This is a genomic window from Brevibacterium aurantiacum, assembly GCF_007558825.1.
Taxonomy (GTDB): domain Bacteria; phylum Actinomycetota; class Actinomycetes; order Actinomycetales; family Brevibacteriaceae; genus Brevibacterium; species Brevibacterium aurantiacum_A.
Window position 1 is genome coordinate 72509 of record NZ_VLTK01000006.1, and the last position, 12166, is coordinate 84674.

Genomic DNA, 12166 nt, shown 5'->3' on the forward strand with positions numbered 1-12166 from the left:
CTCCTTCTCAGGCCGCAGCGTTCACAGCGGTCACGCTGCGCACGAGCGGACGGGTGAACTGCAGCCCCAGCCACACCATCGCCACGCCGCCGACGAGCACTGCTGCGACAACCCCAATGGTCAGCGGATCGCCGAGGTCACTGACCGAAGCCATGAGTCCGGCAAGCATTCCACCCAGCACCAGGGACACTAGGGTGACGAGGACGATGGGCGACATGACCGCGTTGACAGTGACTCGGTGCATCATCTTCTGCGTCATTCCCGCCGAGTGCAGCTCACGGTAGGTCGATGTCCGGTCGAGGATGTCTGCTGCCTGGTTGATCGTCGCGGAGATGACGATGAAGACGAAGGCGATAGCCAGGGTGAGGGTGAGTCCGGTGAAGATGTCATCGGCCATGTACTGGAAGGGGCCCATGATCGCCTTGTCCTCGGCGGTGAGATCTCCCTGATTCGCCCGCATCATCGCCGTGCCGGCACCACCGACGACCGCGATGAAGGTGATCATCGCCAGACCTGCCACGCGACGCCAGTACTGTGCAGGTGCATCGGCGATCATCGACGCCGCGATCATCGACGTGGGTGTGCGGGCGATCCGGTGACTGAGCCAGCCGTGGATACGCATGACGAGGACGCCGATGACGTTGATGAGCAGAAGGGCGATCCCGATCGTGATGATGCTCGCAATCGTATAGGTCATCCTCGGCTGGTCCCGATTGAGAGAGAAGACGAGGGCGCCGATCATTCCGACCACGAGCACGACCACGGAAATGATACGAGCGACGGGGAACTTCCTGGCCATGGACCTGGTGCGCACACCCAAAGGTGAAATCGTGATCCTGCGCAGGCCGAGCAGTGCGGAGATGAGGCAGACGAACAGCAGTCCGATGACGACAGCGGCAAGCAGCCACGCCGGCATCATCAGTGCGGAGTACCCCAACGGTTCGCCGGTGAAGACGAGGAAGCTGAGTGGGTAGGCGAGCAGGAAGTAGCCGACGATCCCGGCGATGATGCCGGTCGCGGCGGGGATGAAGGGTTCGGCGACCGCCAGCAGCCGGACGGTGCCGGGCCTCGCGCCCAGCAGGGAGAGTGTGGACAGGCGTTCATCCTGACGCCGGGCACTCAACTTCGCCGAGGCGACCCCCAAGCTGATCGCGGGAACGATGAGGAAGACCGTGGCCAAGATCGCGAGCATGCGGTAGAGGTCGGCCACCTCGGCGTATCCGGAGACATCGGGTCGGTCGTTGAACGCCCAGGCACCGCCGGCGACGGTGAGGAAGAGCGTCGAGCATGCGAAGAATGCGATGGCGACGAGCTTCGAAGTCGTCGAGGTGAAAGATTTCTTGGTCAGTACGACGGGAAGGATATTCATGGTCGGCATCACCGGTTGTTCTGAACGTACTGGCTGCTCTGCACGCGCTGGTCGTTCCCCATAGGCTGATTCGCGGAGTCGGAGACGATCCGACCGTCCGCAAGGCGGACGATGCGCGAGCAGCGAGCGGCCACCGTCTCATCGTGGGTGACCACGACCAGAGTGGATCCCCGTCCAGTCGTGGACGCCAGGAGTTCGGAGAGCACCTCGCTGGAGGTGGAGGAGTCCAGGGCGCCGGTGGGTTCGTCGGCGAAGGTGACCACGGGCTGGGTGACCTGGGCGCGGGCGATGGCCACGCGCTGAGCCTGTCCACCGGAGAGCTGTCCGATGCGTTTGTTCAGGTGCTCGGCCAGTCCCAGGCGCTGGAGCCACGCGCGGGCATGTTCGGTTGCATCGGTGCGCTTCAAGCCTGAGAGCATGGCGGCGAGCGCGACATTGTCAAGAGCGGTGAGTTCGGGCAGGAGCAGGCCCTGCTGGAACACGAAGCCGAAGACCTCGCGACGCAGCGCAGTGCGGCCCTTCTCCTTCAGCGACGTGACCTCGGCGGCAGCGCTGCGGTCTGTGGGCAGGAGGCGAATGGTGCCCTCGTCGGGGCGGATGATGCCGGCCAAGCAGTGCAGGAGAGTCGTCTTTCCGGAACCGGAGGGCCCCATGATGGCCAAAGACTCGCCGAGGCCGATGGTGAGATCGACTCCGGCGAGCGCATAGGTCTGGTTGTAGTGCTTGGTCACGTTCGATGATGTGATGATTGCGGGAAGCTGTGTGTTTGTCATGTCTCCATATTTTCGCAATCGGACTTGCCCGACTATGAAGACCTCCCACCACCTCGGCGAGGAAAACCCGACACTTGCAATAGGGGTTTTTAACCCGGTGATGACCGCAGGCCATTGACATGCAAGCATTTGCTTGCCTATTGTGTCTGTGTGGCCGATATCTTCAAGGCACTTGCAGACCCCACTCGGCGGACCATCCTCGATGAGCTGGTCGACCGTGACGATCAGACTCTGTTCGAAATCTGCTCGCGTCTGAGCATCAAGCATGACCTGGGCATGTCCAGGCAGGCAGTGTCCCAGCACCTCGAGGTGCTGGAAGCTGCCGGGCTCATCCGCTCAAGAAGAGAAGGCAGATACAAATTCCATCGCATCGACCCGCTGCCGCTGCGGTCGATACTCAAGCGGTGGGCGATACCGCAGACGACTACACAACAACACACGACTAAGACTGAGGAGTCATCATGAAGGCACAGTGGATCAGCATTCCGGTCGACGACCAGGCTCGCGCCCTGAAGTTCTACACGGATCGGCTCGGCTTCATTCCGAAGGTCGATGTGCCGGTCGGCGAGGACTTCCGCTGGCTGACAGTCGTCTCACCAGAGGATCCCGACGGCGTAGAAGTCGTCCTCGAACCCAAGGGACACCCCGCCGCGAACGACTTCACTTCTGCGCTGAAGGCAGACGGAATACCCATCAACCAGTTCGCCGTTGAGGATGTCCAGGCCGAATACGATCGCCTGAGCAAACTCGGTGTGACCTTCATTCAGAAACCGACGACGATGGGCCCGGTCACCACAGCAGTCCTCGACGACACCGTCGGCAACCTGATCCAGCTCATTCACCAGGAAGAGGGCGAGCCCGACCTGCCGTGAGCAGGCTGGCAGATTCCGTCGAGAAGCAATCCGGTTCGCCGCTCGTAGGCCGCTCTGGAGGGGCGAACCCCGTACTTGAGTGCAAGTGAGTTGTCGACGGCCATCGCTTGAAAGTCTTCCGGCGTGACCTCTTCGGCCAAAGCGTTTGCCGCATGCCCATCCTGCACAAGCTCTTCGTGGAAGCTTCCCCCAAGGTGACAGAGTTCCATGAGTGGGCCCGAGGCAGGAAACGCCTGCAGGAGAACGTCGTTGACCGCCGGCAGTCGGTATTGAAGGTCGCGGATGGCACCGACGTAGAATCGAATCCGCTCACTGATACCGGGAACTGAGCGGGCGTCATCGATCACGGATTTCAGCTTAGTCGCGACAACCTCGTCGATGACGGAATCGATCAGTCCGATCCGCCCGCCGAACCTATTGAAGATCGTCGCCTTGCTCACCTGGGCGGTACCGGCAACGTTCTCCAGAGGTGCCGAAAGTCCCTCGACGCGAAACACCTCGATTGCGGCAGCGCGGATCCTCTCGACATTCCGGCGGGCATCCGTGCGCAACGTCGGCCCAGAATTCCTATCAGCCACCCTCAGCTCTTCCCTGTTCTCTCCATAACTTGACTCCATTGGTCACTTTACCGCAGGATGGATGTCGGCACTAAGTTGACCATTTAAGTCAACTTAAAAGCGGTGCCTCCATCAGCACCGGTCTCGGACCGGCTTCAGCGAAAGGTCGCCATCATGATCATCGTGACCGGAGCAACGGGCGCTCTCAACGGATTCACTGTGGAGCACCTCCTCCAACGGATCGCGCCGAGCGACATCGGTGTCAGCGTCCGCAATCCCGACCGCGCACAGCACCTGGCTGACCAGGGCGTTCGCGTCAGACAAGGAAGTTACGACGATCCAGATGCGCTCCGTCACTCGTTCGCCGACGCGGAACAGGTGCTTCTCGTCTCCTCGAGTGATGTCACCGCGGACGTCATCACACAACACAGAACAGCCATCGACGCGGCAGTCGAGGCTGGAGCCCAACGAATCCTGTACACGAGCGCTCTCGGGACCAGCTTCAACTCCCCCTATCCTCCACTGGCAATCCACGCTGCCACCGAGCAGCATCTTGCCGAGTCGGGCGTTTCCTGGACGGCACTGCGCAACGGCTTCTACGGAGACCTGGGAGATCTGCTCGGACCATGGCAGGCAACGGGCACAATCGCCAAACCAGCCGACGGTCCCTTCTCGTGGATCGACCGACGCGATGCCGGCGAAGCGGCCGCGGCAATACTGACCAACGCATCGTCCCTCGACGGCCCAGTCAATCTCACACTGCCCTCACCGGTGACTCTCACTGACTTCGCCACACACGCCGCAGAACTATCGGGCCACCCTGTAGAACGCATCGCTGTCGAGGACGAAGAATGGATTGCAGGTGAGGTGGCCAACGGGGTGCCCGAGGCTGCCGCACGATTCACTCTGACGATGTTCCAAGCAACGCGAAGCGGCCATTTCGCGCACCCCGATCCCACCCTGTCTCGTCTCCTCGGACGGCCGCCCCGAACCATCTCCGATCAACTCAGGGAACAGATGGTGCGGACTGAGTGATCACCCACGGACCGACGTCTATCGATCAGGCACATGGGTTCTCCACTAGTTCACGACTTCACATCGAGGTCTCGTCCTTCAGCAATTCGTCGCGGATCTCGACCTTGAGGACCTTGCCCACCTTCGACCTGGGCAGATCGCTCCAGGCATCGATGCGCTTCGGGGTCTTGATGCTGCCGATCCGAGCTTTGACGTGCGCCCGCAGCTCCTCCGTCGTCACCGCACCACCTCGGCGAAGCTGAACGACGGCGGTGACCATCTCACCCCAATGCTCATCGGGCAGACCGATGACGGCGCAGTCCTGAACATCGGGGTGGGACAGCAGGGCCTGCTCCACTTCAGTGGAATAGACGTTGAACCCTCCGGTGATGATCATGTCCTTGGCACGATCGACGACATAGAGATAGTCGTCCTCATCGAGGTAGCCGATGTCGCCGGTGTGGTGCCATCCGAATCGGGTCGCCTCCTCGGTCGCTTCGGGATTCTTGTAGTAGCCGTCCATGACGAGCGATCCGCGAACGACGATCTCTCCGCGCTCCCCTCTGGACAGAATCTCGCCTTCTGGAGACATCACCTCCACAGTGCACAACGGGGTCGGTCTGCCCGCCGAGCTCAGCCGGTTTTCGGCCAGGCTCCCGTCGGGCAGGAAATGATCGCGCGGTGCCATCGTCGAAATCATCATGGGTGCCTCCGTCTGGCCGAACAGCTGCGCCATGACCGGGCCGATCCTCTCGATCGCCTCTTCCAATCGCACCGGCGACATAGGCGCTGCCCCGTACCACAGGCATTCGAGCGAACTCAGATCCGTGGTCTCCAGCCCCGCCTCGGCGAGGATCATGTACACAATCGTCGGCGGCAGGAAGGAGTGCGTGACACCATGTGCCTCAACGTTGGCCAAGAACGCTCCGACATCGGCACCGCGCATGATGACGATCTCCCCGCCAAGGGACAGGATTGGAAAGCACAGGACCCCGGCAGCGTGGGTCAGCGGCGCCATCGCCAGGTACACCGGTGTCTTTGTGAATGGATAGGACATCAAGGTCAGTGCGGTCATCGTTTCGAGATTTCGATTCGACAGCATCACTCCCTTGGGACGCCCCGTCGTACCGCCGGTGCCGACAACCATCGCCAGATCATCGACGGGCGCTCCAAAGGCCGGACGGTTCTTTCCCGAATCAAGGAACTCCTCCCAGCCGAGTGCTCCTGCTGGCTGCGCATCCAGGCAGATCCAGGTGTGCACCATGGGCAGTTCGGCACGGATGCGTTCGACAAGTTCCGCATAGGCACCCGCGTAGATCACAACTGTGCAGTCTGAGAGCTCCAGCAATTCGCGATTCTCTTCGGCCTCGTTTCGAGGATTGATCGGACACCACACGGCTCCGACCCGACTGATCCCGAAGACACAGGTGAAGGCAGTCGGGTCATTGCCGGAGATGATGGCGATCTTGTCTCCCGCCGACACCTGCTGAGCCGCGAGTCCGGCCGCGATCTCGACCGACAGCGACTGCACCTGTTCGTAGCTGAGCGTCGTCCCATCCGTGGTCAGGCATGGTGCCTGCGGATTGACGGAGGCACCCTTGTCAAGAAAGTCGGAGAGTCTCATCATCGTTCCTTCGCGTCATATCTGATCCGTGAGTCCTGACCCGTCAGTTCTGAACCGTGAGCACCGGGTCAGCGACGAGCCCGAATTCCTTCAGCACACCAAGGAGCACTTCGTGGCCGAAGGCCTGACAGCCCGAAGCAAATCCCACCTGCCGAGGTGCCTGCTGGATCAGATGGTAGGCGAAATAGGCCTGCAGCAGTCCGGTCTGCTGATAATTGCTGTTTCCGTGGATGACGCAATGTGCCCGTCCCAATGGCCCGCTGGCGTGGACCGAGTCGAGTGACTTGTTCACCAGCGGATTCTCCCTTGGCGGCATCTCGCTCATGACTTGGGCCGCGGTCTCGGTGAGCACCTTGTCCCGCTCTTCAGCGGACATGTCCTTAGTCTGTTCGAGCGCATTGGCCACGATGACTGGGACGCCACGCATCAGAGCTGTATTGAAAACACCGCCCTGCGCCTTGACGTTGGCAACGCGTGGGTCGTTCTTGAACCAGACCGGATGACTGGTTCCGCCCCAGGGGAGGGACTGCGCCAGCTCATGCTGACCGGGAACAACGAGCGGTACCAGACCCTCATTCGGGTCGAATTCGCTGTAGGCATTTCGTTCGAGGTAGTACGCCTTCGACGTCGCAGCATTGACGAGAATCGTCTGCGTCGAGGCGATCGTCGGACTTCCGCCCCAGAAGACTGCGATGTCCAAGGTGTCGAGTCCCGGCTTCTCAAGGCACAGATTTGCCGCGATCTCTCCGATTGTGTACATCTGCGCCAGCCCCGGTGAGAGAAGGCGGTTCTTCTCAGCGAACTTCTGTCCGAACTGCTCCTCGCAGGTGATCAGCCAGTCCTGCTCTCCCGAAGTGTCGGAATAGTGCACCCCCGCGGCCAATGCTGCTTCGACGACGATGGGACCGTACTTGCTGAAGGGTCCGACGGTATTGATGACAACCTCGGCGCCGGAGAAGAGCTCCGTCAGTGCTCCGACTTCATTGTCGACGGCCTTGACCTCATAGTCGGCGGTTTCGATACCGGGAACGTTGGTGTTCATCGATTCCTGCAGGCGCTGTTCACTGCGGCCAGCAGCGATGAACGGCACTCCATATTGACGCAGATATTCGCAGACGAGTCGTCCTGTGTAGCCACTTGCCCCGTAGACGACGACGGGCTTCTTCTGTTCGGGCATGATGGTCTCCTTCTCGCGATCAATGTATAGGTGTGGACTGTGCCCAGGCGTCTGGACTGTGTTCAGGTGTGGACTGTGCTCAAGTTCGCAGATGTTCAGTCACATGCCCATACCTCCGTCGACCTGCAGAGCAGCTCCATTGATGAATCGCGATTCGTCGGAGGCTAAGAACATGAGGGCATCCGTCATATCCTTCTCCTCGCCCAAGCGTCCCGAGGGAGTCAGATCAACAACTGCGGCGACGGCAGCCTCAGGGCTTTCGAAGAGACCGAGCTCCGCAACGTCATTGGCCAGACCTGCACCCATGGCATTGGGGACCAGGCCAGGGAAGATGCAGTTGACCCTGACCCCATACCCCAATTTCCCGCTCTCCATTGCTGCAACTCTGGTCAGACGGTCAATTGCCGACTTGGTTGCGGAGTACACGGAGATCGCCGGAAATGCGATGGTCGCCGCCACGGAGGCGACGTTGATGATTGTTCCTCCGCCTTCTGCGGGCCCACCCGGTCGCATCGCACGCATTCCGTGTTTGAGGCCCAGGACCGTACCGAGAATATTGACGTCGAGCATCTTCTTGGCGTCAGCGGGATCGATATCAGTGATCAGACTGGTGATCTCCAGTCCAGCATTGTTGATCACGATGTCCAGTCCGCCCAATGCGTTGACCGTTGATTCGATCGCGGCCTGCCACGAAGCATCGTCTGTGACATCGAGCTTGACGAAGTGGCTTCCCTCGCCCAGATCCGAGGCAACGTCTGCCCCCCCGTTCCTGCAGATCAGCGATGGCTACTTTTGCTCCTGCAGCAGAGAGTGCACGAGCGTATGACTCTCCAAGCCCTTGTGCTCCACCAGTGACCAGCGCCCTGTGCCCGGTCAGATCGTATGTTGACATCTTCGGCTCCTTTGCCTGCGGTTCAAACGGTGAGATAAGCGTCACATTCATTCTTGACAAGTGTCAAGACCATCCGTCCAGACCATTGATCAAGACATGGAGTGCGGCTACTATCAGGATGTGGCAACCACTCAGGCAGTGCAGAAGTCTGCTCGCAGCCGACGCGGTACGGGCACCTACGACGAACGCCGAATCAAACTCGCAGAATCCGCTCTGCGCACCCTCGGCGAGCTCGGCTATGCGCGAACGAGCCTGCGCGATATCGCGGCGAACTCCGAGTTCAGCCACGGCGTGGTCCACTACTATTTCCGCGACAAGACAGAACTCATCGTCTTCTGCGTCCGTCACTACAAGACGCAGTGCATGCACCGCTACGACTCAGTGGTAGAGGAATCCACTTCGTCAGATGGGCTGCTCACCGGCTTCGCCGACAAGCTCGTACAGACCTTGACCGAAGAACCGTCCATGCATCGCCTGTGGTACGACCTTCGGTCCCAGAGCATGTTCCAGGAGGAGCTTCGTGACGATGTCCATGACATTGATCAAGGACTCGAAGACATGATCTGGCGCGTCGTCTCCCGCTACGCAGAGTTGAGCAGCACGTCTCCCATGGTCGAGTCGCGCGCCGCCTACTCGATGTTCGACGGCATCTTCGAGTCCACTCTGCGGGACTTCCTCGCCGATCGACCAGGTGCAGTCGACTGGATCAGAACACAGGTGATGACCCTGCTTCCGGGACTATGTGCACCGGTGGAAACAACCCCGCGCTGATCAACCGACCTCTGCGGCTGTATCCCTCATCCAACAGGCCGCGATCACCCGTGCAACTGGGCCGTCCCTCACCCGGGCAGCAGCACGATGATCGTGTGGATGAGAAGTCCGACCAGGGCTCCGATCACGGTTCCGTTGATACGGATGTACTGCAGATCCCGGCCAACGTAGAGCTCGATACGCTCGGCGGCTTCCTTCGCATCCCAGCGTTCGATCGTGTCGGAGATGACGCTGGCGATCTCGGGGCCGAAGCTCTCGGCCAGATCTCCGGCCGTGGTGGCGATCCGGTCATCGATCTTGGCGGCGAACTTCGAGTCAGCCTGCAGCCGCTGGGCGAATTCTCCGATGAGTTCCGAGATGCGGCCGCGCACCTCGCCATTCGGGTCGATGATGGCTTGGCGCAGGAGCTGCTTGAGGCTGCTCCAGATCTCGAGCACGGAGTCGACGACCCCTGACTGGCTGAGCAGGTCGTTGATGATGACCTCTGCCTTCTCCGACAACGGAGTCTCCCCATTGAGGTCGTCGGAGAGGTCGACGAGCCAGGCGTCGAGGGCCTGACGGGCCTTGTGGTATTCGTTGTCGCGCACGTCGGCGACCCAACCGAGCACCTCTCGCTGCAGCCGGATCGACAGCTGCTCGTTGACGAAATCGGGGACCCAGGATGGTGCCCGGTTGTGGACGATCTCATCGATGACCTGCGGATTGTCGCTCAACCAGGAGTACGCCTCGGCGACGATGAGGTCGACAAGTTTGTGGTGCGCACCGTCGAGGACGATCTGGCGCAGCAGCTGCGCCAGCACCGGGGTCTTGCGGGTCGAGACCAGGCGCGGAATGATGACGTTCTTGGTCAGAGCCACGACGGATTCGTCGTCGATGCGAGCCAGAACATATTCGAGCCCACCGGCCGCGCGGTCGACGACGAGGTCACGGTTGGCGGATCTGCTCAGCCAAACACCGGCACGATGGGACACCTGAGCGGACCGGATCTTCGTCGACACCGCCTCGGCGTGGAGGAAGTTCGCGGCGACGAATGCGGACAGGCTCGCGCCCAGAGTGTCCTTCTTGCGCGGAATGATCGCGGTGTGCGGGATCGGCAGACCGAGCGGGTGGCGGAAGAGCGCGGTGACGGCGAACCAGTCGGCGATCGCACCGATCATCGCGGCCTCGGACGCGCGCGAGACGAAGCCCCAGACCCCGGTGTTGTCGGTGAAGATGTGGGTGATCAGGAAGATGAGGGTGGCGAGGATGAGGAGCGACAGTGCCAGTGTGCGCATCTTGCGCAGACCCCGTCCCCGCTCCTGATCTTCCGGCGTCAGTTCGCTCGGACCGCCGAAGCGCGGCACGGACGGTGCTTTTTCGATCGACATCGTTCCCCCTTGTCATCTGTCATCGACTTTAGCGAAGTCCCCGCCCAAGATGGTCATCGGCAGGCTGTGCCGAGGCTGGGAACCTGAATCACAGCCCACCCTGTTGCCGATGGCCGCATCGTGTTTGTATGGGGAGAGGCGACGTTCGACGATCTGAGGAGGATGACATGGCGGAGAACTTCTCAGTCGCCGAACTCTGCGCCGGAGGCGTCCTCGCCAACACCGGAGACGTCACATACCCGGCAGGTGTCTGAGATTACTCGTCGAGTTCGCCAGCTCAATCGTAGGAAACAGAATGTAGGACACGCGCGCTCAAATGGACCTTCTGCACTCTGCGGATCGCGCAATTGCAGAGAATTGCCTGCCACCCCGCAAGAGCTGGTCTCAATTGACGAGACTTCACGATCTCACCAACATTTCGGACGTAGTGTATCGGGGTCTGGTCACCGCTGTCCCGCACGGGAGGGACCCGACCAGGTTCCGCTTCAGGCTGACCAGACGGTTCATCCCAGTACAGTCAGGAGCAGCCGTGTCCGCACTACCGGCCGAGGCCACCATTTCCGAGATCACCGATCTCATCACCTTCGACACCACGAGCCGGGACACGAATCTCCCACTCATCGACCACGTCGTCGAACGCCTCAAGGCCGCGGGCATCGAATCTCAGATGGTGCCCAACGCCGAAGGCACCAAGGCGAACCTGCTGGCCACTCTGCCGGCCGCCGACGGTTCCACCAGCGGAGGCATCGTCCTGTCCGGGCACACCGATGTCGTACCGGTCGACGGTCAGGACTGGTCGAGCGACCCCTTCACCCCACAGGTCAGGGACGGCAAGCTCTACGCGCGCGGCAGCGCAGACATGAAATCCTTCATCGGCGTCATCCTCGCCAAACTGCCCGACCTGGCGGCCGCGAAGCTCAAGGAGCCCATCCACCTCGCCTTCTCCTATGACGAAGAGGTCGGCTGTGTGGGCGCGATCGACCTCGTGGACACAATCACCGAGGCCGGTCTGGCGCCTCGCGGCTGCATCGTCGGTGAGCCCTCGAGCATGCGGGTCGTGCGCGGACACAAGTCGATGAACGTCTTCCGCGTCGACTTCCACGGCGTCGCGGCACATTCCTCGCTGACCCCGGAAGGCGTGAACTCGATTGCCTACGCCGCCGAGTTCGTCACCTTCGTCCATGCGGTCGCCGCCGAATTCCGCACCGAGGGACCTTTCGATGAGAACTACGTCGTGCCCTTCACCACGGTGACGGCGAATACGATCAGCGGCGGCATCGCCGTCAACACGATCCCCGCCGAGGCGAGCGTGCAGTTCGAATTCCGATCCCTGGGATCCGTCGACCGTGAGGCCCTGGTTGAACGGTTCCGCGCCGAGGCGGCCCGCCTCGAACGCATGATGCGCGCGGAGAACGACAGCGCCCGAGTCGACTTCACCGTTGAGGCAGCCGCCCCCGGCTGCGAAACTCCGGCTGAGGCCGACATCGTCTCTCTGGCTGGTCAGTGGGGTGGAGAGATCAGCGACGACAAGGTCACCTACGGCACCGAGGCGGGACTGTACTCCAATGCCGGCATCCCCACTGTCGTCTGCGGCCCCGGGGACATCGCCCAGGCACACGCTCCCGATGAGTTCATCGAACTCGAACAGATTGCCGCCTGCGAAGTGTTCATCGGCAATCTGATCACCGATCTCAGCGCAGAGGGCGACCTCGGCGCAGCAGCCGACCTCAGCACAGCAGGAAAGTAGACG

12 protein-coding genes and 1 pseudogene are annotated in these 12166 nt (G+C 61.3%); 6 read left to right on the top strand and 7 right to left on the bottom strand.

Features of this window, described 5'->3' with window-relative positions:
• Positions 1-7: 7 nt before the first annotated feature.
• Both FO013_RS11660 and FO013_RS11665 read right to left on the bottom strand, forming a co-directional pair.
• Positions 8-1378 carry an FtsX-like permease family protein gene (locus tag FO013_RS11660; protein ID WP_143922716.1) on the bottom strand — a complete coding sequence of 457 codons (1371 nt, stop codon included), beginning with the start codon at positions 1376-1378 and terminating at the stop codon, positions 8-10.
• Positions 1378-2142, bottom strand: coding sequence for an ABC transporter ATP-binding protein (locus tag FO013_RS11665; RefSeq protein ID WP_143922717.1), 765 nt, complete (start codon positions 2140-2142; stop codon positions 1378-1380). Before FO013_RS11665 ends, FO013_RS11660 begins: the two co-directional genes overlap by 1 nt.
• 150 nt (positions 2143-2292) lie before the next feature.
• Here FO013_RS11665 and FO013_RS11670 point away from each other — a divergent pair, with 150 nt between their 5' ends.
• Both FO013_RS11670 and FO013_RS11675 read left to right on the top strand, forming a co-directional pair.
• Positions 2293-2607 (top strand): ArsR/SmtB family transcription factor, encoded by a 315-nt coding sequence (locus FO013_RS11670; RefSeq protein ID WP_143922718.1) that lies wholly within the window; start codon positions 2293-2295, stop codon positions 2605-2607.
• The gene (locus tag FO013_RS11675) at positions 2604-3014 is read left to right on the top strand and encodes a VOC family protein (protein WP_143922719.1); all 411 of its coding nucleotides are present in this window, start codon (positions 2604-2606) and stop codon (positions 3012-3014) included. The genes FO013_RS11670 and FO013_RS11675 overlap by 4 nt, the downstream gene beginning before the upstream one ends.
• Here FO013_RS11675 and FO013_RS11680 read toward each other — a convergent pair.
• Positions 2981-3592 (bottom strand): TetR/AcrR family transcriptional regulator, encoded by a 612-nt coding sequence (locus FO013_RS11680; RefSeq protein ID WP_143922720.1) that lies wholly within the window; start codon positions 3590-3592, stop codon positions 2981-2983. The two genes, FO013_RS11675 and FO013_RS11680, sit on opposite strands and share 34 nt — an antisense overlap.
• A gap of 153 nt (positions 3593-3745) precedes the next feature.
• Between FO013_RS11680 and FO013_RS11685 the strand changes: the two genes are divergently transcribed.
• Positions 3746-4606: an SDR family oxidoreductase gene (locus FO013_RS11685; RefSeq protein WP_143922721.1), complete on the top strand. Its 861-nt coding sequence runs from the start codon at positions 3746-3748 to the stop codon at positions 4604-4606.
• 58 nt (positions 4607-4664) lie between these two features.
• On the opposite strand, the gene FO013_RS11690 is transcribed toward FO013_RS11685, so the two are convergent.
• The 3 genes and pseudogenes from FO013_RS11690 to FO013_RS11700 all read right to left on the bottom strand — a co-directional run bounded on the left by FO013_RS11690 (position 4665) and on the right by FO013_RS11700 (position 8329).
• A complete protein-coding gene (locus FO013_RS11690; protein ID WP_260848109.1) occupies positions 4665-6212 on the bottom strand; it encodes an AMP-binding protein in 1548 nt (515 codons plus the stop codon).
• 40 nt (positions 6213-6252) lie between these two features.
• Positions 6253-7386, bottom strand: a complete 1134-nt coding sequence (locus FO013_RS11695; RefSeq protein WP_143922722.1) for a DUF5938 domain-containing protein — start codon at positions 7384-7386, stop codon at positions 6253-6255.
• A gap of 99 nt (positions 7387-7485) precedes the next feature.
• Positions 7486-8329: pseudogene (locus FO013_RS11700) on the bottom strand (SDR family NAD(P)-dependent oxidoreductase).
• Between the two features lie 69 nt (positions 8330-8398).
• On the opposite strand from FO013_RS11700, the gene FO013_RS11705 reads away from it, so the two are divergent.
• On the top strand, positions 8399-9049 hold the full coding sequence (locus tag FO013_RS11705; protein ID WP_260848110.1) for a TetR/AcrR family transcriptional regulator: 651 nt from the start codon (positions 8399-8401) through the stop codon (positions 9047-9049).
• A gap of 68 nt (positions 9050-9117) precedes the next feature.
• On the opposite strand, the gene FO013_RS11710 is transcribed toward FO013_RS11705, so the two are convergent.
• Positions 9118-10416 carry a DUF445 domain-containing protein gene (locus FO013_RS11710; RefSeq protein WP_143922723.1) on the bottom strand — a complete coding sequence of 433 codons (1299 nt, stop codon included), beginning with the start codon at positions 10414-10416 and terminating at the stop codon, positions 9118-9120.
• A 128-nt stretch (positions 10417-10544) separates the two neighbouring features.
• Between FO013_RS11710 and FO013_RS22855 the strand changes: the two genes are divergently transcribed.
• The gene (locus tag FO013_RS22855; RefSeq protein ID WP_260848111.1) at positions 10545-10670 is read left to right on the top strand and encodes a hypothetical protein; all 126 of its coding nucleotides are present in this window, start codon (positions 10545-10547) and stop codon (positions 10668-10670) included.
• Between the two features lie 275 nt (positions 10671-10945).
• Positions 10946-12163: an acetylornithine deacetylase gene (gene argE, locus FO013_RS11715; protein WP_260848112.1), complete on the top strand. Its 1218-nt coding sequence runs from the start codon at positions 10946-10948 to the stop codon at positions 12161-12163.
• Positions 12164-12166: the final 3 nt, after the last annotated feature.

Coding starts and splice junctions, on each gene's coding strand:
- FO013_RS11660 (WP_143922716.1), bottom strand. CDS start 1,378: ATGCCGACCATGAATATCCTTCCCGTCGTACTGACCAAGAAATCTTTC.
- FO013_RS11665 (WP_143922717.1), bottom strand. CDS start 2,142: ATGACAAACACACAGCTTCCCGCAATCATCACATCATCGAACGTGACC.
- FO013_RS11675 (WP_143922719.1), top strand. CDS start 2,604: ATGAAGGCACAGTGGATCAGCATTCCGGTCGACGACCAGGCTCGCGCC.
- FO013_RS11685 (WP_143922721.1), top strand. CDS start 3,746: ATGATCATCGTGACCGGAGCAACGGGCGCTCTCAACGGATTCACTGTG.
- FO013_RS11690 (WP_260848109.1), bottom strand. CDS start 6,212: ATGATGAGACTCTCCGACTTTCTTGACAAGGGTGCCTCCGTCAATCCG.
- FO013_RS11695 (WP_143922722.1), bottom strand. CDS start 7,386: ATGCCCGAACAGAAGAAGCCCGTCGTCGTCTACGGGGCAAGTGGCTAC.
- FO013_RS11710 (WP_143922723.1), bottom strand. CDS start 10,416: ATGTCGATCGAAAAAGCACCGTCCGTGCCGCGCTTCGGCGGTCCGAGC.
- FO013_RS22855 (WP_260848111.1), top strand. CDS start 10,545: ATGGGGAGAGGCGACGTTCGACGATCTGAGGAGGATGACATGGCGGAG.